The sequence below is a fragment of the Mesorhizobium sp. B2-5-7 genome, assembly GCF_006440875.1.
Lineage (GTDB): Bacteria > Pseudomonadota > Alphaproteobacteria > Rhizobiales > Rhizobiaceae > Mesorhizobium > Mesorhizobium australicum.
The window spans coordinates 1073637-1098699 of the sequence record NZ_VFUO01000001.1; the positions used below are offsets into that span (position 1 = coordinate 1073637).

The 25063-nt window shown below is 62.3% G+C and carries 32 protein-coding genes and 1 tRNA gene; 17 read left to right on the forward strand and 16 right to left on the reverse strand.

Translation table 11 applies throughout. The features are described from left to right. Positions 1-3: 3 nt before the first annotated feature. The gene (locus FJ543_RS05310; protein WP_140616937.1) at positions 4-531 is read right to left on the reverse strand and encodes a gamma carbonic anhydrase family protein; all 528 of its coding nucleotides are present in this window, start codon (positions 529-531) and stop codon (positions 4-6) included. Between the two features lie 19 nt (positions 532-550). After that, a complete protein-coding gene (locus FJ543_RS05315) occupies positions 551-886 on the reverse strand; it encodes a hypothetical protein (RefSeq protein ID WP_140616938.1) in 336 nt (111 codons plus the stop codon). Positions 887-1024: 138 nt separating this feature from the next. Here FJ543_RS05315 and FJ543_RS05320 point away from each other — a divergent pair, with 138 nt between their 5' ends. Continuing rightward, entirely contained in the window at positions 1025-1756 is a 732-nt protein-coding gene (locus tag FJ543_RS05320; RefSeq protein ID WP_140874049.1) for a hypothetical protein, read from the forward strand. Positions 1757-1808: 52 nt separating this feature from the next. On the opposite strand, the gene FJ543_RS05325 is transcribed toward FJ543_RS05320, so the two are convergent. Then, positions 1809-2012 carry a DUF3126 family protein gene (locus tag FJ543_RS05325; RefSeq protein ID WP_006200852.1) on the reverse strand — a complete coding sequence of 68 codons (204 nt, stop codon included), beginning with the start codon at positions 2010-2012 and terminating at the stop codon, positions 1809-1811. 139 nt (positions 2013-2151) lie between these two features. Further along, positions 2152-3000 carry a serine O-acetyltransferase gene (gene cysE / locus FJ543_RS05330; protein ID WP_015318060.1) on the reverse strand — a complete coding sequence of 283 codons (849 nt, stop codon included), beginning with the start codon at positions 2998-3000 and terminating at the stop codon, positions 2152-2154. A gap of 133 nt (positions 3001-3133) precedes the next feature. Between cysE and FJ543_RS05335 the strand changes: the two genes are divergently transcribed. Continuing rightward, the gene (locus FJ543_RS05335; protein ID WP_140720586.1) at positions 3134-3730 is read left to right on the forward strand and encodes a hypothetical protein; all 597 of its coding nucleotides are present in this window, start codon (positions 3134-3136) and stop codon (positions 3728-3730) included. A 48-nt stretch (positions 3731-3778) separates the two neighbouring features. Here FJ543_RS05335 and FJ543_RS05340 read toward each other — a convergent pair whose 3' ends face one another. From FJ543_RS05340 to FJ543_RS05350, 3 genes are read right to left on the reverse strand one after another with little or no spacing between them, the layout of a single operon-like run. After that, on the reverse strand, positions 3779-4546 hold the full coding sequence (locus tag FJ543_RS05340; RefSeq protein ID WP_140874051.1) for an alpha/beta hydrolase: 768 nt from the start codon (positions 4544-4546) through the stop codon (positions 3779-3781). A gap of 21 nt (positions 4547-4567) precedes the next feature. After that, positions 4568-5128, reverse strand: a complete 561-nt coding sequence (locus FJ543_RS05345) for a DUF192 domain-containing protein (RefSeq protein ID WP_140874053.1) — start codon at positions 5126-5128, stop codon at positions 4568-4570. A 23-nt stretch (positions 5129-5151) separates the two neighbouring features. Further along, complete coding sequence (locus FJ543_RS05350) at positions 5152-5745, reverse strand: cold-shock protein (RefSeq protein WP_015318064.1); 594 nt, start codon at positions 5743-5745, stop codon at positions 5152-5154. Between the two features lie 217 nt (positions 5746-5962). Between FJ543_RS05350 and gloA the strand changes: the two genes are divergently transcribed. Continuing rightward, entirely contained in the window at positions 5963-6403 is a 441-nt protein-coding gene (gloA, locus tag FJ543_RS05355) for a lactoylglutathione lyase (protein WP_015318065.1), read from the forward strand. 127 nt (positions 6404-6530) lie between these two features. Continuing rightward, entirely contained in the window at positions 6531-6824 is a 294-nt protein-coding gene (locus tag FJ543_RS05360) for a DUF2218 domain-containing protein (protein ID WP_041163846.1), read from the forward strand. A 47-nt stretch (positions 6825-6871) separates the two neighbouring features. Here the strand turns inward: FJ543_RS05360 and FJ543_RS05365 are convergent, their stop codons facing one another. Continuing rightward, positions 6872-7426, reverse strand: a complete 555-nt coding sequence (locus tag FJ543_RS05365) for a DUF1697 domain-containing protein (RefSeq protein ID WP_140874055.1) — start codon at positions 7424-7426, stop codon at positions 6872-6874. Continuing rightward, on the reverse strand, positions 7423-8679 hold the full coding sequence (gene ilvA, locus FJ543_RS05370) for a threonine ammonia-lyase IlvA (protein WP_140665554.1): 1257 nt from the start codon (positions 8677-8679) through the stop codon (positions 7423-7425). Before ilvA ends, FJ543_RS05365 begins: the two co-directional genes overlap by 4 nt. A 396-nt stretch (positions 8680-9075) precedes the next feature. On the opposite strand from ilvA, the gene FJ543_RS05375 reads away from it, so the two are divergent. Next, the gene (locus FJ543_RS05375) at positions 9076-10149 is read left to right on the forward strand and encodes an alpha/beta hydrolase (RefSeq protein ID WP_083883249.1); all 1074 of its coding nucleotides are present in this window, start codon (positions 9076-9078) and stop codon (positions 10147-10149) included. 143 nt (positions 10150-10292) lie between these two features. Further along, positions 10293-11453 carry an alpha/beta hydrolase gene (locus tag FJ543_RS05380; RefSeq protein WP_140874057.1) on the forward strand — a complete coding sequence of 387 codons (1161 nt, stop codon included), beginning with the start codon at positions 10293-10295 and terminating at the stop codon, positions 11451-11453. 24 nt (positions 11454-11477) lie between these two features. Here FJ543_RS05380 and ade read toward each other — a convergent pair whose 3' ends face one another. Both ade and FJ543_RS05390 read right to left on the reverse strand, forming a co-directional pair. Next, positions 11478-13295: an adenine deaminase gene (ade, locus tag FJ543_RS05385; protein ID WP_015318071.1), complete on the reverse strand. Its 1818-nt coding sequence runs from the start codon at positions 13293-13295 to the stop codon at positions 11478-11480. An 84-nt stretch (positions 13296-13379) separates the two neighbouring features. Further along, positions 13380-13757 (reverse strand): hypothetical protein, encoded by a 378-nt coding sequence (locus FJ543_RS05390; RefSeq protein WP_041163464.1) that lies wholly within the window; start codon positions 13755-13757, stop codon positions 13380-13382. Between the two features lie 187 nt (positions 13758-13944). Between FJ543_RS05390 and FJ543_RS05395 the strand changes: the two genes are divergently transcribed. After that, positions 13945-14607, forward strand: coding sequence for an outer membrane protein (locus FJ543_RS05395; RefSeq protein ID WP_015318072.1), 663 nt, complete (start codon positions 13945-13947; stop codon positions 14605-14607). A 282-nt stretch (positions 14608-14889) separates the two neighbouring features. After that, positions 14890-14975, forward strand: a tRNA-Leu gene (locus FJ543_RS05400). A gap of 79 nt (positions 14976-15054) precedes the next feature. On the opposite strand, the gene FJ543_RS05405 is transcribed toward FJ543_RS05400, so the two are convergent. The 3 genes from FJ543_RS05405 to FJ543_RS05415 form a co-directional block, all read right to left on the reverse strand. After that, positions 15055-15810, reverse strand: a complete 756-nt coding sequence (locus FJ543_RS05405) for a DUF4239 domain-containing protein (RefSeq protein WP_015318073.1) — start codon at positions 15808-15810, stop codon at positions 15055-15057. A 197-nt stretch (positions 15811-16007) separates the two neighbouring features. Beyond that, entirely contained in the window at positions 16008-16724 is a 717-nt protein-coding gene (locus tag FJ543_RS05410; protein WP_015318074.1) for a carbonic anhydrase, read from the reverse strand. Positions 16725-16891: 167 nt separating this feature from the next. Then, positions 16892-17179: a hypothetical protein gene (locus FJ543_RS05415; protein WP_015318075.1), complete on the reverse strand. Its 288-nt coding sequence runs from the start codon at positions 17177-17179 to the stop codon at positions 16892-16894. Positions 17180-17388: 209 nt separating this feature from the next. Between FJ543_RS05415 and FJ543_RS05420 the strand changes: the two genes are divergently transcribed. Continuing rightward, a complete protein-coding gene (locus FJ543_RS05420; RefSeq protein WP_015318076.1) occupies positions 17389-17928 on the forward strand; it encodes a J domain-containing protein in 540 nt (179 codons plus the stop codon). Between the two features lie 22 nt (positions 17929-17950). Here the strand turns inward: FJ543_RS05420 and FJ543_RS05425 are convergent, their stop codons facing one another. Next, positions 17951-18529 carry an NUDIX domain-containing protein gene (locus tag FJ543_RS05425; RefSeq protein WP_015318077.1) on the reverse strand — a complete coding sequence of 193 codons (579 nt, stop codon included), beginning with the start codon at positions 18527-18529 and terminating at the stop codon, positions 17951-17953. Between the two features lie 155 nt (positions 18530-18684). On the opposite strand from FJ543_RS05425, the gene FJ543_RS05430 reads away from it, so the two are divergent. From FJ543_RS05430 to FJ543_RS05440, 3 genes are all read left to right on the forward strand, one after another. Further along, positions 18685-19788 carry an NADH:flavin oxidoreductase/NADH oxidase gene (locus tag FJ543_RS05430; protein ID WP_015318078.1) on the forward strand — a complete coding sequence of 368 codons (1104 nt, stop codon included), beginning with the start codon at positions 18685-18687 and terminating at the stop codon, positions 19786-19788. 109 nt (positions 19789-19897) lie between these two features. After that, complete coding sequence (locus FJ543_RS05435; protein WP_032922516.1) at positions 19898-20191, forward strand: DUF982 domain-containing protein; 294 nt, start codon at positions 19898-19900, stop codon at positions 20189-20191. A 29-nt stretch (positions 20192-20220) separates the two neighbouring features. Beyond that, the gene (locus FJ543_RS05440) at positions 20221-20460 is read left to right on the forward strand and encodes a DUF2188 domain-containing protein (RefSeq protein ID WP_015318080.1); all 240 of its coding nucleotides are present in this window, start codon (positions 20221-20223) and stop codon (positions 20458-20460) included. Between the two features lie 71 nt (positions 20461-20531). Here FJ543_RS05440 and FJ543_RS05445 read toward each other — a convergent pair whose 3' ends face one another. Next, complete coding sequence (locus tag FJ543_RS05445) at positions 20532-20816, reverse strand: hypothetical protein (protein ID WP_015318081.1); 285 nt, start codon at positions 20814-20816, stop codon at positions 20532-20534. Between the two features lie 364 nt (positions 20817-21180). Here FJ543_RS05445 and FJ543_RS05450 point away from each other — a divergent pair, with 364 nt between their 5' ends. The 5 genes from FJ543_RS05450 to FJ543_RS05470 all read left to right on the forward strand — a co-directional run bounded on the left by FJ543_RS05450 (position 21181) and on the right by FJ543_RS05470 (position 24558). Then, positions 21181-21924: a competence/damage-inducible protein A gene (locus FJ543_RS05450; protein ID WP_015318082.1), complete on the forward strand. Its 744-nt coding sequence runs from the start codon at positions 21181-21183 to the stop codon at positions 21922-21924. A gap of 82 nt (positions 21925-22006) precedes the next feature. Further along, positions 22007-22840: a universal stress protein gene (locus FJ543_RS05455; RefSeq protein ID WP_015318083.1), complete on the forward strand. Its 834-nt coding sequence runs from the start codon at positions 22007-22009 to the stop codon at positions 22838-22840. Positions 22841-22955: 115 nt separating this feature from the next. Then, positions 22956-23456, forward strand: a complete 501-nt coding sequence (gpt, locus tag FJ543_RS05460; RefSeq protein ID WP_015318084.1) for a xanthine phosphoribosyltransferase — start codon at positions 22956-22958, stop codon at positions 23454-23456. 210 nt (positions 23457-23666) lie between these two features. Continuing rightward, a complete protein-coding gene (locus tag FJ543_RS05465; RefSeq protein WP_015318085.1) occupies positions 23667-24155 on the forward strand; it encodes an NUDIX hydrolase in 489 nt (162 codons plus the stop codon). Positions 24156-24246: 91 nt separating this feature from the next. Further along, a complete protein-coding gene (locus tag FJ543_RS05470; RefSeq protein WP_015318086.1) occupies positions 24247-24558 on the forward strand; it encodes a PilZ domain-containing protein in 312 nt (103 codons plus the stop codon). Positions 24559-25063: the final 505 nt, after the last annotated feature.

Genomic DNA, 25063 nt, shown 5'->3' on the forward strand with positions numbered 1-25063 from the left:
ACCTCAGACCTTCTTCAGCCCCGCCTTGAAGCGCCTGGCGTTGGCGACATAGTGCGCGGCCGAGGCCCGCAGCCGCTCGACCGCCGCGTCGTCCAGCACCCGGATCGCCTTGGCTGGCGATCCGACGATCAGCGAATTGTCCGGAAATTCCTTGCCTTCGGTGACCAGAGCACCGGCGCCGACGAGTGAATTCTTGCCGATCCTGGCGCCGTTGAGCACGATGGCGCCCATGCCGATCAGGCTGTTGTCACCAATCGTGCAGCCATGCAGCATGGCGCGATGGCCGATCGTACAACCCTCTCCGACGGTCAGCGGAAAGCCGGGATCGGTGTGCATGACGGTATGTTCCTGCACATTGGTATCGGCGCCGATGACGATGGGCTCGTTGTCACCCCTGATGACGGCGCCGAACCAGAAGCCGGCATTGCGGCCGATCCTGATGTCGCCGATCAGCGTCGCATCGGGCGCGATCCAGTTCGAGTCCGCGTCGGCGAAGCTCGGCTCCGTTCCATCGATCGCATAAAGCGGCATTGTCGGTCTCCGATTCGCCTCAGGCTGGAAACCCTAGGAGACCGACGGCCCAGGAAGCAATGGCAAGCACGACGATGCCCAGCGCCAGCGACCAGGCAATAGCGGTGCAGCCGCATGACAGGAGCGCCACTGTCGAGATGCGGTTCGCGCGCCTGGCGTCAAGGGCATCGTTGACCAGCATGAACGGCCCGGCGCCCGCGGTCACAGCCAGCGAGCGCAGCACATGGGCGGGCGACACATAGGGTTCGGTGAAGGCGACCTTGCGACCCGATACCAGCTCCATTGTCGAGCCCGCCAGACCGCAAACCGTCAAGCCGACGACAAAAGCGAACAGCAAGAGTTCCATCTGGGCCACATTAACCCTCCATTTACCACGAAATCGCACAGTCGTTTCAGGAAGTCTGCAAGGGCCGTGCCGTGCGAAGTGTGCCGTCAAGGGACACTTGGACCGCGGACACCCGGATGGCCGTTTGGCGGTGGAACGAGGACGGAGATGAAGCAGGCAGCGATCGCCGACGGCCCGAAACTGACCGTGGTCGATTCCATGCTGATGAAGCGGGTATTCTACGCGTTCGCGGCTCTGGCCTTGCTGTCGATAGCCATCAGCCTTGGCGGCAAATGGTTCGGCCGTTCCATTGCCATGGCCGGCTACACCGACGACGCGACCGTGCGCGAAGTGGTGATCGGCAACAACGTCATCACCGTGCCGGCCAATTTCATCCGGTTCGAGCAGGCCCGGCGCGACGGCGTCGCCACGCGCCTCGACCTTTATATGCGCTATCCCCAGATGGACGGCTACAGCGAGGCGTCGCGCGATGATTTCAATCACGCCGGAGCCAACAGGAACGTCATTTTCCTGTCCTTCGAGCAGCAGATGATGTCGCGCGACATGAGCGGCCGGTTCGGGCCGATCTACAGCGCGCTCATCGTCCAGCCCGGCATTCCAGGGCCCGGCGGCACGACGGTCTACGGGTTCAATGAGAAATCAGGCTACCTGAACGAGGTGCTGGTCGTCGGCAAGCGCGCGGGCACCGACCCTTTCGTGGCCCGCTGCCTCAGCGGGCCGAGCGCCGGCGAATCGCTGGCCCCTTGCGAGCGGGACATCCATGTCGGGGACGATCTCAGCCTTACCTATCGCTTCCCAAGGGAATTCCTTGACGATTGGCAGACGCTAGACGCGGCAATCACGGCCAAGGCGGGGCGAATCCTAAAGACCGGACATTGACAGGCAGAAGAGGCCGGCCGCGCTCGATGCGGCCTGCCGTGGCATTGCGGGCTCAGGCTAGGTCGATGTCCAGGATTGCCATCGAGAAATTGTAGTCGCCGTCGTCCTCGTCCTTGAAGACGATGCCGAGGAATTCGTCACCGACATAGACCTCGGCCGAGTCTTCCTTGCGCGGCCGTGCCTTGACCTCAAGCTTGGGGTTCTGGAAGACGCGCTTGAAATAGGCGTCCAGCTTTCTGATTTCGTCCGGCTTCAACAGTCTTCTCCGATCATCGGCTTGCTCGTTTGAACGGCGCTTCTGGCACGTCGACAATGGCGATGTAAAGGCAAGCCGGCCTTATTGCACCGGAAGCGGCAGCGCTGCCGGGCAATCATCCGGGGCAACTGCCGGCAAATCAGATATCGAAACTGATGACGTGGTCCATCTTCTGCGACGGCAGAAGCTGGTCCATCTGGCGCGAAGGCTGGTCGCAGCCGGTCTCGCCAACCACGCGGGCCGGCACGCCGGCTACCGTCTTGTTGTGCGGCACAGGCGACAGCACCACCGATCCGGCGGCAATCTTTGAGCAATGGCCGATCTCGATGTTACCGAGAATCTTGGCGCCGGCGCCAATCAGCACGCCGTGGCGGATCTTGGGATGGCGGTCGCCGCCGGCCTTGCCGGTGCCGCCCAGCGTCACGCCATGCAGGATCGAAACGTCGTCCTCGATAACCGCCGTCTCGCCGACGACGAGGCCGGTGGCGTGATCGATGAAGATGCCCTTGCCGATGCGCGCGGCCGGATTGATGTCGGTCTGGAAGACCGCGGACGAACGGCTCTGCAGGTAAAGCGCGAAATCCTTGCGGCCGTGGTTCCACAGCCAATGCGCCAGCCGGTGGGTCTGGATGGCATGAAAGCCCTTGAAATAGAGCACCGGCATGATGAACCGGTCGCAAGCCGGGTCGCGGTCATAGTAAGCCTGTATGTCGACGCGCACCGTGGTCGGCCAGTCCTTGTCGTCGGCGAGCATCGACTTGAAGGTTTGGCGGATGAGATCGGAGCCGATATCCTGATGAGCAAGCCGCTCCGCGATCCTATGGATGACAGCCTCTTCCAGACTCTCCTGGTTAAGGATCGTGGAATAGAGGAACGCGGCCAGCAAGGGGTCGCGGTTGACCGCTTCCATCGCTTCGTCGCGGATCGAACGCCAGATCGGATCGACCGGCTGCAACGCGCTTTGGCGGGAAATGCTGATGCTGTTCATCGACGTCTCGTCCTGCGTCCTGCTAGTCTGCCTGCCATCTGGCCGCACATATAAGCCAGTTCATAGCATGATTGAACTCAATTTTCCTTAGTGCTGTGTCAAATGGATTTGGTTCGCGGGAATTCAAGCCGCCATGGAAAACGAACCCTTGATCGACGATGCCCTGAAAACCGAGCTTTCGGTCCTCTACAAGGCCGGCGATCGCCACTATCACAACCTCACCCATATCGAAGCGATGCTGGAGCTGGCCGATGACTATCGAACGCTTCTGGACGACCCCGAGGCCGTCGAAGCGGCGATCTGGTTCCATGACGCCGTGTATGACAGCAGGGCCAAGGACAACGAAGCGCAAAGTGCCGCCCTTGCCGAGCAAAAGCTCGCCGGCCGCATCGATGCCGGGCGCCTGAGCCGCGTCAGCGCAATGATACTCGCCACCGCCACGCACCAGTTGCCGCTGTTCGACGACGTTGCGGCGACGCGCGACGCCAGCTTGTTCCTCGACATGGATCTTTCGATCCTGGGTGCCGCGCCGGATGCATTCGACGCCTATGAACGCGCGGTTCGCCACGAATATGGCTGGGTGGAAGAGCCGATGTGGCGTGCCGGCCGCGGCGCGGTGCTGAAAAGCTTCCTTGCCCGCCCGCATATTTTTCACACGCAGGAGTTCCGGCAGCGCTTCGAGCCGCAGGCAAGGCGGAACATAGCGCGGTCGCTGCAGGCCTTGACCTGATTTAGATCATTTCGCGACCCGAGATGCTCGTCCCCAAACTCCGGAGCCTCAGAGCGGATTTTCGGCGTAAAACTCCAGCACGCGCTGCTTGAAGGTCTTGTCCCCGACGGCCAGCATATGGTCCCTGCCCTCGATGTGGAAGGCCCTGGCGTTCGGCATCAGCGCCGCAAGCTCGTCCGGCGATCCGCCAATGTCGTCGGTGGTACCGACCGCGATCAGCGTCGGCTGGGCGATGCGGGCAATATCCTGCTCATCAAGCAGTTCCCGTGAGGTCACGATGCAGGCGGCAAGCGCCCGGCGGTCGCTGCGGGTCTGGTCGGCGAAGGCGCGAAAAGAGCGACCGCGCGGATGGGTGGTCGCGGCCGGATCCTCGGCCAGAAGGGCGGCCGCGATCGGATCCCAATCGCCTACTCCATCGATCATGCCGATGCCGAGGCCACCAAAAACCAGCGTCGCCACTTTGTCCGGGTCGGACAGTGCCAGGAAGGCCGCGATGCGCGCGCCCATCGAATAACCCATGACATGGGCGCGCTCGATGCCGAGATGACCGAGCAGGGCTGCCGCGTCCGAAGCCATTTTCGCCGGTGTATAGTCGGCCTCCTCATAGCTCTTGGATGACGAGCCGTGGCCGCGATTGTCGAAGGCAATGGCGCGGTAGCCGGCATCGTTGAGCGTCTTGAACCAGCCGGGCGACACCCAGTTGACATAATGGCTCGATGCAAAGCCGTGGATCATGAGCACCGGATCGCCCTCGCCCGATGCCGGCTGATGGTCGAGGAAAGCCAGATCGAACCCGTCATGAGAGAAAAACTGCATCGGCTACACCACCATCGGCACTCAGCCGCCGCCATTTGGCGCATCGCCGTCGTCCGCCGGCGGCGCGCTCGGACCGGAGACCGTGCCGATGGCCGGATGGCTCAACAGATTGCCATATTCGATGCCGTTCCTGGCGGCCGTGCCGGCCTTGAGTTCAAGTACGAAACGCACGGGTACGCCAGGTGAAATGACGGCCTCGGACTGCGGTACGCCCTGTTTGACAGCCCGGATCTTGCCGTCCTGACCAATAAAGATCAGGTCAAGCGGCATCGACGTGTTCTTCATCCAGAAGCCGACCTGTTGCTGGATCGGAAAAACGAACAGCATGCCATGGTCGTCCGCCATCTCCTGGCGATACATCAGCCCGGCCTCCCGCTCCGCGTCGGTGTCAGCGACTTCAATGGAAAACGAGCGATCTCCGTTTTTCGTCGCCACAACCAGCGGCGCGGGATCGACGGGAAGGACCATGGCCCGGCCATCGGCCGCGCTGGGTACCTGGAAATAGAAGAATGCGGCGGCGGCGACCATGACGGCAGCCACAGCGCACATCACGCCCGCCGTCAGCCCGTTCCTGTGTGTCATATGAAATCCTCGGCCGGATCGCCCTAGTGCGAAACCGGCAAAGTGCCCATATCGGGGTGAATTTCGGCGGCCATAAGGCCTTTGTCACCGCGGCCGAAACGGACAAGCACGACCTGCCCTGGCCGAAGCTCGGTGATGCCGTAGCGCCGCAAGGTCTCCATATGGACGAAAATGTCCTCGGTGCCCTCGCCGCGCGTCAGAAAACCAAACCCCTTGGTGCGGTTGAACCATTTGACCAAAGCGCGTTCGAGCCCGCTCTCCGGAGTCACCGAGACGTGGGTGCGCTGCTCCTGCATTTCCGCGGGATGGACGGCGGTGGTGACATCCATGGAAAGCACACGGAACGCCTGCAGCCCGCGCTCACCCTGCTTGACAAGGCAGACCACGCGCGCGCCTTCCAGGGCAGTCTGGAAGCCGTCCCGTCGAAGGCAAGTCACATGGAGGAGGATATCGCCCGAAACACCGTCATCGGGAAGGATAAAGCCATAGCCCTTGGCCACATCGAACCATTTGATGGCGCCGGCAATCTCGGCCAGGTCGGCATCGCCGCCTTCATCGTGAGACAAAGCGTCGCCAAGGGTATTGGCCCGCCCCGTCAAAGAGGCCTTTTCCCCCATAAGAATGCCCCCTTTATTCAAGAACACCGCAACTGATTCTTGACACCAGATTAACACCGCGGCTTCCGGTGTGTGCAAGACCTGACGTGCCTTTTTTCACGGTTCATTGCGGGAATACCGGATTTGTTCTTTGCCGGCACCGCTTGCCGCCTCACGATTGCCCTTTGACCGGGCCGACCCTATGTTGCGCCGCAACCCAACAGATCGAGGAAAACACATGCGCTATCTGCACACCATGGTCCGCGTCGCCGATGTCGATGCCTCACTCGATTTCTACTGCAACAAGCTCGGCCTGAAGGAAGTTCGCCGCTATGAAAACGAGCAGGGCCGCTTCACGCTGATCTTCCTGGCCGCTTCGGAAGACGAGCAGAGCGGCATCAACGAGAAGGCGCCGCTGGTCGAACTCACCTACAATTGGGATCCGGAAGACTACAAGGGCGGGCGCAATTTCGGTCACCTCGCCTATGAGGTCGACGATATCTACGCCACTTGCCAGCATCTGATGGACAATGGCGTCACCATCAACCGGCCGCCGCGCGACGGCAACATGGCTTTCATCAAGTCGCCTGACGGCATCTCCATCGAGCTTCTGCAAAAAGGCCCAGCGAAGGCCAAGGCCGAGCCGTGGGCATCGATGGCGAATACCGGAAGCTGGTAATCGATCACCTTTTCGAGTGGCCGGCGGCCACTCGATGGTGTTTGGCGAGGTTGTGCCTATCTATGCAGCCATGGCGCCTGCCCGGAAGAGCGGCGCCTCGTATGAGATTGAGCTTCGGAGAACCTTCATGCCGACAAGCCATGCCAATGTCGCCACGGCCCATGCAAGCCGCTATCTGCAACAGCTGTGCAAGCATTGGGCGCACAAGTTTCCCGTCGAGTTCGACCCCAACCACGGCATCATCGACCTTTCACTCGGCCGTACGGTCATGGACGCCGACGGGGCAGCGCTGCACATCACGGTATCGACCGACGAGCCCGCTTCGATCGAGCGCCTCGAAAGCGTCGTTGCCGACCACATCAAGCGCTTTGCGTTCCGCGAAGAACTGGCCTTCGACTGGAAACGCGCCGAGGCGGCATAGTTCGTTCATGCGTGTCGCCGCCGCGCATTTCCGGCGAGACGCATGGATCAATCGCTGCCGGACTTGCCCGCCATCTCCAGCAGCGCCAGCACCGAACGCCAATTGCGTGCCGTGCCCGGCACTTTCAACGTGCGCGGAATGAGGTTGGCGAACACCGATTTGCCGAGCCCGTCCGGCGCGCTGAGGTAGAGCACGTCGCCCTTGACCTCGAAACGCTCGGGACGAGTGCACTTTTCCGCCAACCGCGCCACCTCGTCGGCGGTCGGCTCACGCTCCAGCGCATAGGCGTGGAGCTTTGTGTGGTCGGCGGCCGCTTCCGGATATGGATTTTCGCGCACCAGCCTTTCGAACCATTTGAAATCGCGCACCATGATGCGCGAATGGAAATCCCATTTTGTCTCGAAGGCCGCCTCGATCCGTTTGGTCAGCGCGGCCGCATCACCCTTGTCGGCCCGGAACACGACATTGCCGCTCTGCACATAGGTGGCGACATCGGAAAAGCCGAGATCCTCGAAGAAGGCCCGCAACTCCGCCATCTTGACGATGCGGTTGCCGCCGACATTGATGCCGGAAAACAGGGCGATGAAGATCTTTCCGCTCATATGATGAACCCGGCCAATGTCTCGTTTTCGGTGATGTCCTGATACTGGACGCCCTCGGCCTCGAAATTTGCCTCAAGGAGATCGAAATTGCGCCGATCCTTGGTTTCGATGCCGATCAGCACCGAGCCGAAATTGCGCGCCGACTTCTTCAGATATTCGAAGCGGGCGATGTCGTCGTCGGGACCCAGCATGTCGAGGAAGTCGCGCAGCGCGCCCGGCCGCTGCGGAAAACGGATGATGAAGTATTTCTTCAGGCCCTCGAAGCGCAGCGCCCTTTCCTTGACGTCCGGCAGCCGCTCGAAATCGAAATTGCCCCCAGACACCACGGCGACGATGGTCTTGCCCCTGATCTCCTTCCTGGAAAAATCCTTCAGCGCGTCGATCGCCAGCGCGCCGGCGGGCTCCAGGACCACGCCTTCGATGTTGAGCATCTCGATCATGGTCGCGCAGAGCCGGTTTTCCGGGATGAGCCGCACGCTGTCGGCGGCAAACTCCTTGAGATAGCGCAAAGGTTCGCGGCCGATCTCGGCGACCGCCGCGCCGTCGACGAAGTTGTCGACCTTGGCGAGCTTCAGCCGTTTTCCCGCGGCGAGGCTCTCGCGCAGGCTCGGCGCGCCGGCCGGCTCGCAGAAGACGAAACGCGCCTCGCGGCCCTGATCGGCGAAATAGTGCGTCACCCCGGCGGCGAGCCCGCCGCCACCCACCGGCAGCATGACGATGTCGGGCATGCGCCCGCCCGGCATCTGGTCCGCGATCTCGTAGGCGACCGTCGCCTGACCCTCGATGATATCCTTGTGATCGAAGGGCGGCACCATGTGGGCACCGGATCTTTCGGTGAATTCGAAGGCGGCGCGGTAGCAGTCGTCGAAGAAATCGCCGACCAGCCTGATCTCGACGAAATCGCCGCCAAACAGCCTGGTCTTGTCGATCTTCTGCTGCGGCGTCGTCACCGGCATGAACACCACGCCCTTCTTGCCGAAATGGCGGCAGACGAAGGCGAAGCCCTGCGCGTGGTTGCCGGCGGACGCACAGACAAACAGCTCGGCCTGGTTGCCTTCGCCAAGCGCCTTGCGGAAGAAGTTGAAGGCGCCACGGATCTTGTAGGAGCGCACGGGGCTCAAATCCTCGCGCTTCAGCAGCACCCGCGCGCCGGTCTTCTTCGACAGATAGTCATTTTCCTGCAGCGGCGTTTCCGGGAAGATCTGGCGGATCGCGGAGGCGGCGGTGGCGACGCGCGAGGAAAAGCTGGTCATGGCAAGATCATCCCGGGATCGCCCGCGGGCGAGTTAGAGGAGAACCCTATTACACATCCGGCCCCGCAAGACCATTGCCCGGTCGAGCCCGTGCCCGCAACGGCGCCTTCCCGAAATGCTAGCAAGCACTTGGGGACGTTTGTTCATGCCTCTTCGTCGCGCTGAGCCGCGCATTGGTGGACGCGGAAGTTCGACATCCGGCCAGTTGCAGGTGCCTGACTTGTGCGACGTTGCGGCCTTGCCACCCGCTTTGGCTTTCGCGCAACACTGCGCCCGCGGTCGCGAGGCGCCGACCGCATTTTGGCTGGACACGACTTACTTCCGCCGCACTTCGCCTGCTGGGGAGATATCGCGGAGGGTGGATTGGCCCTTTTTGGGCTCGAGTGGATTTTTGACGTGCATTTGAAGACGATTTGCATTCTTGCGCTTGCGCTGCTGGTGGCGGGCTGCGGCGGCCGCAAAACCGAGGAACTGCTCGGCAGCGCGGTCATGTCCGCGCCGGTGACGGAAATCGCAGGCAACCACTCGATCTTCATTGCCACGACCCGTAAGGCCTCCGACGATCCAAACAAGGTTTTCGACGGCGAACGCTCGGCGACGCTGAACTACGCCCGCGTCAACGTCACCGTTCCCGGTCTCCACCAGACCGGGCAGATCGAGCGGCGCTCACGCGGCAAATCGAACGATCCGGCCAAGTATTTCATGGCTTCCGAAGTCGTCGGCTACGACACGCAGCCGAAATTCGCCAGCGCGCTCAGCGCCGACATAGCGGCACGCGGCGGCCGCGTCATGGTCTTCGTCCACGGCTACAACACCGGCTTCGACGACGCCGTCTACCGCTTGACCCAGATCGTCCACGATTCCGGTTATCCGGGAACGCCGGTGCTGTTCTCGTGGGCCTCGGGAGCCAAGACCACCGACTATGTCTATGACAAGGAAAGTGCCAGTGCCGCCCGCGACCAGCTCGAAGTGACGTTGCGCATGCTGGCGCAGAGCGGCGCGCGGCGCATCGACATCGTCGCCCATTCGATGGGAACCTGGGTGACGATGGAGACACTACGCCAGCTCGCCATCACCGGTGACCGCGACCTCGGCGGCAAGCTCGGCGACGTGGTGCTCGCCTCTCCCGACATCGACGTCGATGTGTTCAAGAGCCAGATGCGCCGCTATGGCAAGCCCGACAAGCCGTTCATCCTGCTGTTGTCTGATGACGATCGCGCGCTGAGATTGTCCGGCCTGATCGCCGGCTCGCGCCCACGCGTCGGCGACTACAAGGATGCCGCGGACCTTGCCTCCTATGGCGTGACGGTCGTCGATCTCTCCAAGGTCAAGGGCAGCGACAGCTTCAACCACACGAAATTCGCCGACAATCCGGCACTGGTGAAGATGATCGGCCAGCGGCTGCGCGAGGACGATGGTTTCGCCAGCGACCGGGACGTGACCGACCGCATCAGCCTGCTTGGGCAGTAGATGCGGCGCAGCGGATTTCGCCGTGCCTGTCCGGCATCGCCGAACGATCGGCTCACTTTGAACTGGACCGCGCCCGCCTCTGGCCTTATCGGAGTATCGAGCGACGTCATGCGTTTGACGTCCCCCTATGCGGGAGCCGACGCGTGGCCTTGGGCTTGAAGAGTTTCGGTGTCGTCGCGTTCGCGCTGCTGGTCGCTGGCTGCGCCGGAAATACGCATGATCTGCTCAACAAGACGACGGTCACCGTACCGGCATCCGATATTGCGGCCACCCATGAGATATTTGTCGCCACCACCCGCCAGAGAGCGGTGAAGGACCCGCGACAGGTCTTCGACGGCGACCGTTCCCTGACCACCAGTTTCGCGCGGGTCGACGTCACGGTTCCGAAGAGCCATCAGGTCGGCAACATCGAGCGCGCCAAGGGTTCCGCCAACAGCAATCCGGCCAAGGATTTTGCGGCCACGGACGTCACCCTCTACGAAGGCGCGCCGCAATTCGCCAAGGCGGTCGGCTCCGACATCGCCATGCGCGGCGACCGGGCGCTGGTTTTCGTGCATGGCTTCAACAATGGTTTCGACGATGGCATCTACCGGCTGACGCAGATCGCCCACGACACCAAATATCCGGGCACTCCGGTGCTGTTCTCATGGGCATCGAGCGCCAAGACGACGGGCTACATCTACGACAAGGACAGTTCCACCGCCGCCCGTGACGATCTCGAGGCAACGCTCAGGATGCTCGCCAAGACGCGCGTCAAGAGCATCGACATCATCGCCCATTCGATGGGAACCTGGCTGACGATGGAGGCGCTGCGCCAACTTGCCATCACCGGCGACCGCGATCTCGGCGGCAAACTGGGTTATGTCATCCTTGCCTCACCGGACATCGATGTCGACGTGTTCAAGAAGCAGATGATCCGTTATGGCAAACCCAACAAGCCGTTCGCCGTGCTGCTTTCGGGCGACGACCGGGCGCTCAAATTGTCCTCGTTCATCTCCGGCGACAAACCGCGCGTCGGCGACTATGGCGATGCCGCCGATCTCGCCTCCTATGGCGTGTCGGTGGTCGATCTGACCAAAACGAAAGGCGGTGACGGCGGCCTCAACCACGCGAAATTCGCCGACAACCCGTTCCTGGTGCAATTGCTGGGCGACCGGCTGCGCACGCCGGCCGGGCTCGCCGCGGACGAGAACCCGGCACAGCTCGCCAATATCGGTCAGGGCCTGGGAAAGGTCGTCGGCTCCGCCGCAGAAGTCATCATCACGACGCCGTTCAAGGTGCTGACCATCGCCACCGGCGGGTGAGCAGCCACGAGCGGACGGCTGGTCTCAGACGAACAGATCGACCTTCTGGAACGTCGTCACGTCGATCAGGCCGACGTCGGAAATCCTGAGCTCGGGAATGACCACCAGCGCCAGCAGCGAGTGCTGCATGTAGGCATTGTTCAGGGAACAACCCATCTTGCGCATCGCCTCGGTCAGTTTCTCGGCCTTGGCGGCGACGATCTCGGCCCGCTCGTCCGACATCAGTCCGGCGATCGGCATTTCGACCAGCGCCAGTTCCTTGCCCCTGGAGAACAGCACGACCCCGCCGCCGACTTCGCCCAGTCGGTTCACGGCCAGCGCCATGTCCTGCTTGTTGGTGCCAACGCAGATGATGTGATGGGCGTCATGGGCGACGCTGGAGGCCATGGCGCAGTCGGCCATGTAACCGAAACCGGAGACGAAGGCATTGGTGACGCCACCCGTGCCCCTGTGCCGTTCGACCAACGCGATCTGACAGACGTCGTTGCGGCGGTCCATCGCGACCAGCCCGTCCTCGACCGGCAGATCGGCCTCCAGGGCCCGCGTCGGTGCCTGGTTCTCGATGACGCCGATCACCCGCACCCGCACCTCGTTGGCGCCCTTGGGTGCCGCGATATCGAAATCGCCGGCCTTCAGTTTCTTGCCCAACTTGACGGTGTTCTTCGCCGTCTTCGGATAATCATAGGCCGGGATATCGATGTCCAGCTTGCCGCCCTTGGCCAGCCTGACGCCGCGCGCATAGACCTCGTCGATGCTCATTGCGGCGAGATCGGAGACGACCAGCAGGTCGGCCAACCGCCCCGGCGCGATCGAACCGATCTCGCGTTCCAGTTTGAAATGCTGAGCGGTGTTGAGCGTTGCCATCTGGATCGCGGTCACCGGCTTCAGCCCCTGCTGGATGGCGTGGCGCACCACCCGGTCCATGTGGCCGTCCTGGACAAGAGTGCCGGAGTGGCTGTCGTCGGTGCAGAGGATGAAATTGCGCGGATCAATGCCGCTCTCCGTCACCGCCTTGATCTGAGAGGCAACGTCGTACCAGGCCGAGCCCAGCCGCAGCATCGCCTTCATGCCCTGGCGCACGCGCGCGATGGCATCCTCGGCCCGCGTGCCTTCGTGGTCGTCCTCTGGGCCGCCGGCGACGTAGCCATGGAACGGCAAGCCAAGGTCACGCGAGGCATAGTGGCCGCCAACCGTCTTGCCAGCCTGAACCGTGGCGGCGATCTCGCCCGACATGACGGGATCGTTGGCGGCGACGCCGGGGAAATTCATCACTTCGCCGAGCCCGATGATGTTTTCCCAGGTCATTGCTTCCGCGACATCGGCGACCGTCAGCTCGGCGCCGGCATGCTCCAGCCCCGGTGCCGACGGCACGCAGGACGGCATCTGCACATGCACGTTGATGGGCATCGCCACCGCCTCGTCATGCATCAGCCGCACGCCCGGCAGGCCCAGCACATTGGCGATCTCATGCGGATCGATGAACATCGAGGTGGTGCCGTGCGGGATGACGGCGCGGCAGAATTCGGTGACTGTGACCATGCTGCTCTCGACATGCATGTGGGCATCACAAAGGCCGGGCACGAGGTAGCGGCCGCCGGCGTCGGCCACCTTGGTGCCCTGCCCGATCGTGTGGCTGGCATTCGGCCCGCAATAGGCGAAGCGGCCGCCCGATATGGCGATGTCGGTGCCGGCGATGATCTCGCCCGAATGGACGTTCACCCAGCGCCCGTTGCGGATGACCAGATCGGCGGGTTTGCGGCCCATCGCGACATCGACCAGATCGGTCGCCATTTCGGTCCACGGTTTGGGTTTTGTCGCGCGGACGGGCGGCTTCCTGATCATCAAAGACTCCTGTTTGTCCGACTGTGCCAAGCCGACGGCGTTTTGGCCAGCGAGGAAGAATGGATTTGCCTGGAGATTGCCGGATTACTCCGGTTTCACGTCAACTTCGACCTTGGCGTCGCCGGCTGAAATCCGCTCGGCGATACGCTCGACCTCGCCGCCCTTGAACGTGCCGCTGACCATGATTTCGCCGCCGCGTATCGGCTCCACGACGCGCGGCGACATCACCACGGCGCCGTCGATGCTGAGATCGACAATCTTGCCGACATTTGCCCCCGTAAACCTGGCAAAGGCTTTGCCGCTGTCGGGAGTGAGCTTCAGGCTGAGCATGGCCTGCCCCGAAACAGAATCGGGAACGGCCACGGCCTTGGCAATGATGAGCGTCAGCGGTTCGGCCACGGCGGCCTGACCGACCAGCACCACCGCCGCGACGGCCGCGACCAAGCGGAACAAGATGCGCATGAAGGATCCTCTCACGATGGCGGTGTTTCGCACGAGGCGCGCGCCACCGCAATCGCGGCAGCACGCTACCCGCCAACTCCTCGAGACCCGCGAGGACGCTAACCGCGTTTGCAGAAATCCGATTCCGTTTTGCCGAAAATCAGGTTAGGCTCCGACCTGGGGTCTATGACTCTTCTCGGGGAGTTCGATGCATCGCCTGATGGTCGCAAGTGCCGGTCTTCTTGCCCTGTCCTTGCCGGCATTTGCTGCCGACGCGACAGTCGATGTGCCGATGACCGCGCCTGGCTTCGACTGGACCGGCTACTATGCGGGCCTGCAGGCAGGATATGGCTGGGGCCGCTCCGAGATCACCACGACGGAAGGCGCGCCGTTTTCCATCACGCCGGACGTCGGCGGTGGGTTCGTCGGCGGCCATGTCGCCGGCCTCTGGCAGTTTGATCAGGCAGTGCTGGGCGCCGAGGCGGACCTCAACTATTCCTCGGTCGACGGCATGGCGCAATCGGGCCTGGGAGATACATTCGGCGCCGACATCAAGTGGTTCGGGTCGGTCAACGCCAAGGCCGGCTTCGCAATGGACCGCCTGCTGGTCTATGGCATCGGCGGCATTGCCTTTGCCGGCATCGAGACGTCGCAGACCTCGGGGCCAGGGTTCGACAACACGGGCACAAATGTCGGCTGGACCGTGGGCGCAGGCGTCGACTACGCGCTGACCGACAAGTTCGTCGTCGGCGCGCAATATCGCTACTACGACTTCGGCTCAGAGAACCACGAGGCACCAGCCCCCTTCAACGACCGCGATCAGAGCGTGAAACTGAACACGGTCGGCATCAATCTCAGCTACAAATTCTGAACGTAGTCCACAGGTGACGTTTTCGGCCCTGGCTTACAACGGCCGCGGCTACTCGCTGGAAAGGGGGCGGCCGGCGCCCCCAAGTGGGCGGGGGGATGGGTTGGCCTGAGAGGCGCCGGCCCAGGCGGATCAGATCCGCCACGCAGATATTTACCGATGCGCGCGGCGCGCATAATTCCGCGATCGCGCCAGTATCGTTATGCCACCTCCTCTGGGTGCGCGTTCGGCCACCGCAGAACACGACTTGACGGGCTGTGTCTGGCATCTGAAAAGGACGTGCCTGCGGACGTGGCGGAATTGGTAGACGCAAGGGACTTAAAATCCCTCGATCTCTGATCGTACGGGTTCGATTCCCGTCGTCCGCACCAGAAAAAGTCTTCAGATTTGTTTTGATTTTCTCTGTTGAACCGCCGCAGCATCATTTAGCCGGCGTGCCACTGCTGCGGATCACTGCTGTAACTCGGACAGCGCCCTCTCCATCGGGGCCATTGAAATCTGGATCGGGCCGGAAAAAGCCACGTCCATGTCGAAGATCAGGTAGATCGCCCCGGCAACCAAAGCCGCCGATGCCGCGTAGGTCGAAACGGTGATCGTATTGCGTGGCGCCCTGAAGCCGAAGCTGGCGAAGATCAGCACCAGCCAGGTAACCAGGAGCGTGATCAGAGGCACCGGGATCGTGCCCTCCGACTGCTCGATCAGCACCCAGCGCAATTCCAGCACTTTCTGCAAATGCTGGCGGGCGTCCTGCACAATGAAGCCATGCGCATCGTCGGTCGGCGCCAGCGCACTCAGCCGGGTGCCGATTTCCGCCAGCAACTGCTCAGAGAGCCGGTTGGCGGCGACCAGCGTCTCGCTCGTGGGCGAAGAATCACCCGCCACACGCTGCACATAGACGACCAGCGGCTGGCGTACCGTGTCGGTTTGCGGGCCATATTGGCGCAAGGTCCTGTCGAGAAGGATCAATTCGGTCGCATAGGCGTGCACGTTGCGGTCGATCGATTCGAAGGTGTTCCTGGCCGAGTTGATCATCAGGCCGAGCATCAGCGAGGTCATGACCCCGAACAGGTTCGCGGCGTGCCGAACCACGGTGTTCGTGTCGTCATCACGATGTTTGGCTGGCAATTTTGGCCATATCGCCGTGCTGGCGAGCGCGGCCACCGTCAGGCATAGGAAGATTACCATTGCGATGAAAGCTTCGCGCATGCCGCTCATTCCGATTGGCAATGGCAAGGCGTCAGTTGATGACCGCCATCACTACTCCGGCGCGTCCTTGCGCCCTGCCGAACGCCTGCTGCGGCCCTTGTGGCCGATATTGCGGCCGTCACCGCCCCGGAAGGCAAGCGAAGCCAGACCCCGACGCACCGAGGTCCCCAGAGCCTTCGATCTTGATGACGGGTGTGTCATTCGATGTAAGTCACCGCACCCGTTTGCAAGTCATAGATTGCCGCGACTATCTTCAGCTTCCCCGCCTTGATCAGGCCGGCTAGGACCTTGCTCGAGGCGGCCAGTCGCCTCGCGGTCCTCCGCGCGCTTTCCTTGGCGGTGTTGTCGACGAAATCACCCGCTTCGCTCCGCGCGGCTATCGCCGCGGGCAGGATCGGTTCGATCATCGGACCGATCGCGCCAGGATAGGTCGCGTTCTTGGTCACTACGTCGCACGCCGCCTTGACGGCGCCGCAGTTTGTGTGCGCGAGAACGACGATCAAGGGTGAGCCGAGCACCGCTGCCCCGTATTCGACCGTACCGAGCGTGGCGGTGTCGACGAGGTTGCCAGCATTCCGGGCGACGAACAGTTCTCCAACGCCGTGACCGCCGAAAATCAGTTCAGGCGGAACGCGACTGTCGGCGCAACTGATGATCGTGGCCCAGGGCGCCTGGTGTGCGGCAACAGCATTCCGCTGCGCGGCAAGGTCTATCGAGCAGAGTTCCGGGTGACCGACGTAGCGTTCGTTGCCGGATTTCAGTGCGGCGAGCGCGTCATCGAGGCTCAGCGCGGTCACCGCACCTTGGGCCGCGCGCGCCCATGTGGCCCCACCAACGCCGAACGCAACGAGCCCCGCGCCGACTTTGAGGAAATCCCTCCGGTCGACCGCTTTGCCATCACAGGTGTAGCACATTCTCAATTCCCCGCCCTGGTCCCCAAGGCATAATATGCGCTTGCTCTAATATATAGCAAGCGATAGGCGACAACGTCAGGATTGATGAGATGGCGGCGGGATGCGAGACGACTAAAGCCACCGGCAACGCAGTGCTGGGTGCCCTCGTATCAACCGGCTTACCGCCTTTAGGTGACCTTCAGCGAGAAATTGCCGTGGATCTGGATGCCCAGTCGCTCGCCCTTTCTCCAGCGCACTTCCGCTCGATAAGTCGCACCGTCCAACGGCACGCGCAGCCGGAAGGTATTTGGCACTTCAACCCCCGCAGCGACACGCAACTCGGCGCCATGCTCATGCTGGTTTCTGACGGCGCAGCCTATTTCGCCATCCTGCGTGATTATGAACGCCTCCTTCAAAACCACCTCGCGTAAGTGCGTTCGACGCTCTACTGGAGGTTCAGAAGGTTTATCGGTCATGGCAAGCCGCCTCCGACGAGCGAAATGCTACCAGACCAAGGTCTGCAGCTCAGGACGCAAAGGTCTGACGTTTTCGCTTAATTCGTGTATCTGACCCTTTGTACGCTCGGCACATTAGTAAATCGTGAAATATATACTCTATGGTCGTCGCCAAAATTGTCACCTGACGCTGAGACACAGACGGCGAAAATGGCATGGGGAAGCCAGGTATGTTCATCGACTTCTACGAAATGCTGGAAATCAGTCCGAATGCCAATTCGGAAACGATAGAACGCATTTTTCGGCATTTTGCCATGCGCTACCACCCCGACAACCAAGTGACTGGGAACGAGTCACGCTTCAGCGATATTCTTGAGGCTCACAACACGCTCAAGGATCCGGTCAAGCGTGCGCAATACGACATTCAGTACAAGGCGCATTTGAACCACCGGGCCGAGCTGACCGATGAGGCGAGCAACACAAAGGGCTTCGATCGAGATTCCGTCATTCAAGCCAAAGTGCTGTCACTGTTGTATGTAAAACGCCGGCAGGACGTCAATCATCCCGGGATAGGCGATGAAGAACTCGAACGAATGTCAGGCTGTCCGCAAGAGCACCTCGAGTTTCACCTCTGGTATCTGAAAGCGAAGGGCTGGATAGCCAGGACGGAAAACGGCACGTTCGCCATAACCGTCGAAGGCGTCGATCGCGTTAATTCCGAACATCATCGTGACGCGGCCACCACCCGACTGTTGGGTCACGCGGGCTGAATTGAGATCGCTCGGTCTCTGATCAAGCCGTCACCGGATTCAGCTTCAGGTGCTGGATCAGGATGATGGTCTTGGCATCGACAATGCGGCCATCGGCGATGCCGGCCAGCGCTTCGTCGAGCGGCATTTCCAGGACCTCGATGTCCTCGCCCTCCTCCGCAGCGCCGCCGCCGGCCGAGATGCGGTCGGCGGGCGAGTAGCGCGCGACGAAGAACCAGAGCCGCTCGGTGACGCTGCCCGGGCTCATATAAGGCGAAAACAGCCGCTCGATGTCCTTCAACCGGTAACCCAGTTCTTCCTCGGCTTCCTTGCGGATGGCGGTTTCCGGATCGTTTTCGTCCAGCAAGCCGGCGCAGGCCTCGATCAGCGGCTCGCGGTGGCCGGTGACATAGGCGGGATAACGGAACTGGCGCACCAGAAGCACAGTCGAACGCTGGGGGTCATAGGGCAGGATCACCGCGCCGTCGCCGCGATCATAGGTCTGGCGGACCTGCGTCTCCCATTGACCGTCACGCCGGCGATAGTCGAGCACGGTCTTTTTCAGGACCGCCCAGTCGTCGGAGAGAACCTCTTCTGAGCGGATACGAACGCGGTCTTCCATATGACACCTCGATGCTGGCTGGCGGACGCAGGCGTAGCCGCGAAGCGGAACAGGCGCAATCCGGCGATTGGTCCAGCGCGCGCTTCACCGTCTCGTGTGTGGTATGGACGGGTGCCGTCGCCTAGATAGCGCATTCCCCTTCCCGGAGTTTTTCCATGACGACATCGCTTTTCCAGCCGATCACCCTCGATGGGCTCACCTTCCCCAACCGCATCGCCGTGGCGCCGATGTGCCAGTATTCCGCCGAGGACGGCTCGGCCAGCGACTGGCATCTTTACCACTGGATGAACCTTGCCATGTCCGGTGCCGGCATGGTCACGGTGGAGATGACCGACGTCGAGCGGCGCGGGCGCATCAGCCATGGCTGTCTCGGCCTCTATTCCGAAGACAATGAAGCCGCCGCGCGGCGCGCGCTGGATGCGGCCAAGCGCGTGGCCGCACCCGGCACTAAGTTCGGCACGCAGCTGGCGCATGCCGGCCGCAAGGCCTCGAACCGCAAGCCCTGGGAAGGCGGCGGCCCATTGCAGCCAAACGAGGATCCCTGGCAGACCGTCTCGGCTTCGGCCATCGCCTACGACGCCGGCTGGAACGTGCCGCGCGCCCTGGACGACGAGGAAATCCTGCAGCTCGTCGAGCGGTTCGCGGACGCCGCAAGGCGGGCCGACCGTGCCGGCTTCGACTTCATCGAACTGCATGCGGCGCATGGCTACCTCATCTTCCAGTTCCTGTCGCCGCTGTCCAACCAGCGCACGGATCGCTGGGGTGGCTCGCTGGAAAACCGGATGCGTCTCGTCGTCGAGATCGCCAGGGCGGTGAAGAAAGCCGCGCCGAAACTGATGCTCGGCGCACGGCTGTCGGTGAAGGATTGGGTCGATGGCGGCTTTGACGTCGCGGACGCGGTGGAGGTGGCGAAAGCGCTGAAGGCCGAAGGCGTCGCCTATCTCTGCTGCTCGAGCGGCGGCAATTCGCCATTGCAGAAATTACCCACCGGCCCCGGCTATCAGGTGCATCTGGCCGAAGCCGTGCGCAAGGGCGCGGGCATCCCGACCCGGGCGGTCGGCCTGATCGACGACCCGAAACAGGCCGAGGCTGTTATCGCCGAGGGTCGCGCCGACATGGTGGCGCTGGCGCGAGCCTTCCTCGCCGATCCGCGCTGGGGATGGCGTGCGGCCGCCACGTTCAGCGAAAAGATTCATCCGGCGCCGCAGCTCGCCCGCTCGGTGACGACGATGGAACATTGGATGAAGGCCACCGGCTGATCCCCCTTTCTCCCGACGCCGGCGCGCTTGCGCAACGGCGTCGCGACCTTTGGGCGCAGGCCGAAGGCCACTTTTGCAACCAAATTGGCTGCTTTGCGTTGCGGCCATGATGATGGACAACAAACCCTTTGAAACGCCGGTCGTGGTCGAGCTTGGCCATGTCGGCAAATATCGCCATATCCGCTCGACCCAGGAGGCGGCCGAGTGCTTGATGACGGTGTGGCCGCTCAATCGCGGGCCTCGTCATCGTGATGCCCTCGACACTTGCCTCAAAGTGCTGGAAGGTTATCGTTCGACAGCGGAAGCGCGCCGGGCACTGATCGAGGCGGCCAGGGAATCGGAAGTGCTGGTGCCCGACGACAAGCTGCCCGACGACCGGCTGCCCGACGACCGGCTGCATTGAGCAGGCGGACCTTTTAACTGGAGGTTTTGATGGCGAAGCTGACTTACAAGATCGTCGAGCATGACGGTGGCTGGGCCTACAAGGTCGGTGCGACCTTCTCGGAGACATTTCCCACCCATCAGGATGCATTGCGTGCCGCCGAGATCGCTTCGGCCGAACAGCAGGTGGCGGGTTCCACCGATGGTATCCAGTATGAGGACGCCGAGGGCAAATGGCACGAGGAACTGGCCGACGGCCGCGATCGGCCCCAGACTGAAATCTCGGATTGATCCAGCCCTGCGCCAGCCGCGGACGCCAGGAGAGACGGCGTCCCGCGGCAGGCAATACACGGCTGGCCTATTTACTTGCCGCAATACTGATCGTTGACGTTGCCCTGGGCGTTCGCATCGGGGCCTGGCGTGCTTGAGGCACAAGGCCCGGCCGGGCCGGGGTTGCCAAGGGTGCTCAATCCAGAGCCGTCGGCGTTGATGCTGCCAGTGGTGCTCTGGTCGATGGCCGACGAATCCTCATTGCCGAACAGCCACCAATTGTGATGGTTGGAATAGGTAGCGTCCGACGATTGGGCCATCGCCGATGTGGCGAGACCGATCGTCAGGACGGATGCTGCGAAAAGTTTCCTGTACATTGATTTTACTCCGTATCTTGATCTTGGCCGCCTTGGGATGCGACACGGGGTAAACCTGACCGTCAGCCGAATGGTTCCCTGAAATTCTCGTGAAGTGGCGGTGATGTCGGGTGACAAAAGCGCGTGCCGCCATGCGCTCGAAGGCTGTGACCTGTTCGGGCGCGACGGATTGCGGCACCACCTCGGCCCTGGTCGCCCTCCGCGACCGAGGACAATCCGGAAGGGCTTGTTCCCATCCTGGTCAAGCCGCGCTTGGTACTGCAATGCAGGTGTGGTGGACGTGTCGGATCGTTCGCCTTTGGACGGCATTGCCGCCGCCCATCCGCCGCGCTATTTCAGGCGACCCGTCCTGCCGGAGCGTTCCATGCCTGAAATCGTCACTGCCGCCATGCTCGTCATCGGCGATGAGATTCTGTCCGGCCGCACCAAGGACAAGAACATCGGCCATCTCGCCGATATCATGACGGCGATCGGCATCGACCTGAAGGAGGTGCGCATTGTTCCCGACGAGGAAGACGAGATCGTCGCGGCGGTGAATGCCGTGCGCGCACGCTATACCTATGTCTTCACCACTGGCGGCATCGGCCCGACGCATGACGACATCACAGCCGATTCGATCGCCAAGGCGTTCGGCGTGCCTTGCGAATACGATGCCAAGGCCTATGCCCTGCTGGAGGCGAGCTATGCCGCGCGCGGCATCGAATACACCGAGGCGCGCAAGCGCATGGCGCGGATGCCGCGCGGCGCCGGCCATATCGACAACCCCGTCTCCGTGGCGCCCGGGTTCCGCATCGGCAACGTCCATGTCATGGCCGGCGTGCCCTCGATCTTCCAGGCCATGCTCGACAATGTCGTGCCGACCTTGAGAGCCGGCACCAAAATGCTGTCGGCCACGGTGCACTGTCCGTTCGGCGAGGGCCTTGTCGGCGGGCCATTGGGCGAGATCCAGAAAGCCCATCCGGATACGATCATCGGCTCCTACCCCAAGTATGGCGACGGCAAGTTCTGGACCGAACTGGTCGTTCGTGCCCGCAGCGCGGAGGCGCTTGAAGCCGCGCGCGCCGACGTCGAGGCCATGGTGGCAGGCTTCGCGGCTGAGGCGAGCTGATCCGCTGCAAACCGGAACCAAGAACGACGCTACGACGTTTCCATGGCGCGGGGCTCGTCGCTCGCACGATCGAGGGGTCATCATGCGTTTCAAGACCATCGTTGCCATTCTGCAGAACGAGCAGGACGCCGAGCGGGTGCTCGACTGCGCCATTCCGCTTGCCAGCCGCTTCGAGAGCCATCTGATCGGCATCCATGCCGAGGCGCTCCCGGTGCCCTACACGTCGGCGACGGGCTTTCCCGATACGGAATTCCTGCAGGTTTCTGCCGACATGAACCGGGAGCGGGCCGACAAACTCCAGGCTGTCTTCCTGAAGCGGATCGAGGATTCCGGCCTTTCCTTCGAATGGCGCAGCCTGGAGAGCTTCTCCGGCGACAGCGCACTGACCGGCATCTCAAGCGTGCGCGCCGCCGATCTCATCATCGCCGCCCAACGCGAGACCGGCGGCGATCCGAGTGCCGACGTCGATACGCTTGTCTACGACGCCGGCCGGCCGGTGCTGGTGGTGCCGAGTGGGGGTCCGCTGGTCACCACCTTCAAACGCGTGCTGCTTGCCTGGAACGGCAGCAAGGAGGCCGCGCGCGCCGCGTTCGATGCCTTGCCTTTCATCATCGAGGCCGAGAAAACCGACATACTGGTCATCGATCCGCCCGATACGCTCGACGAGCGCCCGGAGGCCGCGGGCGCCGAAATCGCGTCGGCCCTGTCGCGCCACGGCGCCACCGTTAGCGTCTCGGTGCAGAAATCGGGCGGCACCTCGGTCGACGACATGATCCAGAACAGGATCACCGAGACCGGCGCCGATCTGCTGGTGCTTGGCGCCTACAGCCACTCCTGGCTGCGCCAGCTGCTGTTCGGCGGGGTAACACGCACGGTGCTGCGCTCGTCGCAGGTCGCGGCCTTCCTGTCGCGATAAGTCCACAGCGATTGCTGCCGGCCACCCTTGCCAAGTCCGGGGGTTTCCAGTTAATTCCGCGCGCATTCCCCTGTTTCTTGCACGCGGCCGCCGCGTGCCGTGGAGTGCGCGAGACATGTCCCTTCCCGAAAAAGCCTTCCCGGTCTCCTGGGACCAGTTCCATCGCGACGCGCGCGCACTTGCCTGGCGGCTTGCCGGCACCAGCAAAGGTCAGTGGAAGGCTATCGTCTGCATCACGCGTGGCGGCCTGGTCCCGGCGGCGATCATTTCGCGCGAACTCGGCATCCGCGTGATCGAGACGGTCTGTGTCGCCTCTTATCACGACTACACCAGCCAAGGGCAGTTGCAGGTGCTGAAGGAGATCACGCCGGCCTTGCTGGCCGACGATGGCGCCGGCGTGCTGATCGTCGACGACCTAACCGACACCGGCAAGACCGCCGGCATCGTGCGGGCAATGATGCCGAAGGCCCATTTCGCGACAGTCTACGCCAAGCCGAAAGGCCGGCCGCTGGTCGATACGTTCGTCACCGAGGTCAGCCAGGATACCTGGATCTATTTCCCTTGGGACATGGGTTTCACCTATCAGAAGCCGATCGCCGACGATCACGCCGGCTGATTCGCGGCAAGCTGCTTTTTTCCAATCAAGCCAGCGCCGACGGCAATATTTGCTTGCGCGAAGGCATCCGCCGCCAAGATATCCTGTGAAATCGACCCTTGTTGGCGGAAATCAGCCAGCGTGACCGAAGTTTTTACTTTTATTGGTCACAATTAGCCGTAAGATTCATGAGACGGCAAACGATTCTGGAGGCTGGGGCTAGCTTCTCCGATGTTGACACGGCCAACGACGCACAACCACCTTGCTGAAAGGGTCAGGCGACTCTTTGGCACGGCGCCGTGCCGTCTGCAGGTTGCCGCCCTGCCCTGGCGCGATGTCGGGAACGGCGTCGAGGTCATGTTGATCACCAGCCGTGATACTGGCCGCTGGGTGCTTCCAAAAGGCTGGCCGGAAGCCAGGGAGCCGCTCTGCGAAGCGGCCGCCCGCGAGGCCGCCGAGGAAGCCGGTTTGCGCGGAAACATCTCTCATCTCGAAGCCGGCCGCTATTTCTATGCCAAGGTGCTGGCTTCGGGCGAAGAAGTGCCTTGCGAGGTTCTGGTGTTCCCACTGCACGTCGACAAGATCGCGGACCGCTGGAAGGAAAAGCACTCCCGCACCCGCAAATGGGTCAGCTCCAGCGAAGCGGTGCGCATGGTCAATGAACCCGACCTTTGCCAGATCATCGCCTATTTCTGTGCCGACCCACGCAGGTTCTCCTGATCGACGCCTTTCGCGGCAGACGCACAACCTTGTGCCGCAAGGGTTTGCTAATTTTTGGTGGTTAGGATCGATCGTTCCTGGCGTTTGATCGATGGCGAATCCCGCAGACCCACTTCAGCACGACCCCGGCGAGCCGCAGCGCGAGCATCGTCCGCGCGTGCTCAAAGGTGGAACAGTCATCACGGGGATCCAGAATTCCGAAGTCGCCTGTACGGTGCGCAACCAGCATGCGGGCGGCGCCGAACTGAAGTTACCGGCCGAAGCCAGGGTTCCCGATCATTTCCTTCTCTACATACCGCTCGACGGCGTCGCCTATCGCTGCGAGGTCCGCTGGCGCCGCAGCGACCGGATCGGCGTACAGTTCAACGGGACCGAACCCAAGCCGAAGCTACACTACGGCTGAGGCCCGGCTCACCGGCACGGCTGGCTTTTTGCGGCATCCCAGCAAATGTTTCGCAGCGCCCGTGCCGCTGGCCAACGATCGCACCGGCTTACCGCCGGGCAGATGGCCGACGGGTCGATTCTATCCCCGTTATCCACATGTGTGACACACAAGATGTTGGGGTCACAAAAGCTACGCAAACGAATCCTTGACGGCTCGAAACGAGTCGCCTTTTATAGGCCATGCGCTCCTGTTGAGAGCGCGACCGGAAAGTTCTGAGCCCGGTCTTTTTCCCGGATTATGTGCGTTTTGCCCGCATTTCCGCCTGTTTACGAGGCCGGCGGAAGCGTTGGGATCGTGGGTTGGGTGGGCGACGAAAGGGAGAATTGTCGGACTGGAATAAATTGTCTGTTAATACTATATTTAGTGTTTGCAGCTAAGTTCGACGCTAGATAGTGTGAATTTCCCTCGAGTGAGGGAATCGAAAAATTCAGTTTTGAGGGGCCCGCGGGCCGGTTGGCAGCCT

What these genes read in the sequence shown, in the direction of transcription:
- FJ543_RS05310 (WP_140616937.1), bottom strand. Translation starts at nt 531, where the DNA reads ATGCCGCTTTATGCGATCGATGGAACGGAGCCGAGCTTCGCCGACGCG.
- FJ543_RS05320 (WP_140874049.1), top strand. Translation starts at nt 1,025, where the DNA reads ATGAAGCAGGCAGCGATCGCCGACGGCCCGAAACTGACCGTGGTCGAT.
- cysE (WP_015318060.1), bottom strand. Translation starts at nt 3,000, where the DNA reads ATGAACAGCATCAGCATTTCCCGCCAAAGCGCGTTGCAGCCGGTCGAT.
- FJ543_RS05335 (WP_140720586.1), top strand. Translation starts at nt 3,134, where the DNA reads ATGGAAAACGAACCCTTGATCGACGATGCCCTGAAAACCGAGCTTTCG.
- FJ543_RS05340 (WP_140874051.1), bottom strand. Translation starts at nt 4,546, where the DNA reads ATGCAGTTTTTCTCTCATGACGGGTTCGATCTGGCTTTCCTCGACCAT.
- FJ543_RS05345 (WP_140874053.1), bottom strand. Translation starts at nt 5,128, where the DNA reads ATGACACACAGGAACGGGCTGACGGCGGGCGTGATGTGCGCTGTGGCT.
- FJ543_RS05350 (WP_015318064.1), bottom strand. Translation starts at nt 5,745, where the DNA reads ATGGGGGAAAAGGCCTCTTTGACGGGGCGGGCCAATACCCTTGGCGAC.
- gloA (WP_015318065.1), top strand. Translation starts at nt 5,963, where the DNA reads ATGCGCTATCTGCACACCATGGTCCGCGTCGCCGATGTCGATGCCTCA.
- FJ543_RS05360 (WP_041163846.1), top strand. Translation starts at nt 6,531, where the DNA reads ATGCCGACAAGCCATGCCAATGTCGCCACGGCCCATGCAAGCCGCTAT.
- FJ543_RS05365 (WP_140874055.1), bottom strand. Translation starts at nt 7,426, where the DNA reads ATGAGCGGAAAGATCTTCATCGCCCTGTTTTCCGGCATCAATGTCGGC.
- ilvA (WP_140665554.1), bottom strand. Translation starts at nt 8,679, where the DNA reads ATGACCAGCTTTTCCTCGCGCGTCGCCACCGCCGCCTCCGCGATCCGC.
- ade (WP_015318071.1), bottom strand. Translation starts at nt 13,295, where the DNA reads ATGATCAGGAAGCCGCCCGTCCGCGCGACAAAACCCAAACCGTGGACC.
- FJ543_RS05390 (WP_041163464.1), bottom strand. Translation starts at nt 13,757, where the DNA reads ATGCGCATCTTGTTCCGCTTGGTCGCGGCCGTCGCGGCGGTGGTGCTG.
- FJ543_RS05395 (WP_015318072.1), top strand. Translation starts at nt 13,945, where the DNA reads ATGCATCGCCTGATGGTCGCAAGTGCCGGTCTTCTTGCCCTGTCCTTG.
- FJ543_RS05405 (WP_015318073.1), bottom strand. Translation starts at nt 15,810, where the DNA reads ATGCGCGAAGCTTTCATCGCAATGGTAATCTTCCTATGCCTGACGGTG.
- FJ543_RS05410 (WP_015318074.1), bottom strand. Translation starts at nt 16,724, where the DNA reads ATGTGCTACACCTGTGATGGCAAAGCGGTCGACCGGAGGGATTTCCTC.
- FJ543_RS05415 (WP_015318075.1), bottom strand. Translation starts at nt 17,179, where the DNA reads ATGACCGATAAACCTTCTGAACCTCCAGTAGAGCGTCGAACGCACTTA.
- FJ543_RS05420 (WP_015318076.1), top strand. Translation starts at nt 17,389, where the DNA reads ATGTTCATCGACTTCTACGAAATGCTGGAAATCAGTCCGAATGCCAAT.
- FJ543_RS05425 (WP_015318077.1), bottom strand. Translation starts at nt 18,529, where the DNA reads ATGGAAGACCGCGTTCGTATCCGCTCAGAAGAGGTTCTCTCCGACGAC.
- FJ543_RS05430 (WP_015318078.1), top strand. Translation starts at nt 18,685, where the DNA reads ATGACGACATCGCTTTTCCAGCCGATCACCCTCGATGGGCTCACCTTC.
- FJ543_RS05435 (WP_032922516.1), top strand. Translation starts at nt 19,898, where the DNA reads ATGATGGACAACAAACCCTTTGAAACGCCGGTCGTGGTCGAGCTTGGC.
- FJ543_RS05440 (WP_015318080.1), top strand. Translation starts at nt 20,221, where the DNA reads ATGGCGAAGCTGACTTACAAGATCGTCGAGCATGACGGTGGCTGGGCC.
- FJ543_RS05445 (WP_015318081.1), bottom strand. Translation starts at nt 20,816, where the DNA reads ATGTACAGGAAACTTTTCGCAGCATCCGTCCTGACGATCGGTCTCGCC.
- FJ543_RS05450 (WP_015318082.1), top strand. Translation starts at nt 21,181, where the DNA reads ATGCCTGAAATCGTCACTGCCGCCATGCTCGTCATCGGCGATGAGATT.
- FJ543_RS05455 (WP_015318083.1), top strand. Translation starts at nt 22,007, where the DNA reads ATGCGTTTCAAGACCATCGTTGCCATTCTGCAGAACGAGCAGGACGCC.
- gpt (WP_015318084.1), top strand. Translation starts at nt 22,956, where the DNA reads ATGTCCCTTCCCGAAAAAGCCTTCCCGGTCTCCTGGGACCAGTTCCAT.
- FJ543_RS05465 (WP_015318085.1), top strand. Translation starts at nt 23,667, where the DNA reads ATGTTGACACGGCCAACGACGCACAACCACCTTGCTGAAAGGGTCAGG.
- FJ543_RS05470 (WP_015318086.1), top strand. Translation starts at nt 24,247, where the DNA reads ATGGCGAATCCCGCAGACCCACTTCAGCACGACCCCGGCGAGCCGCAG.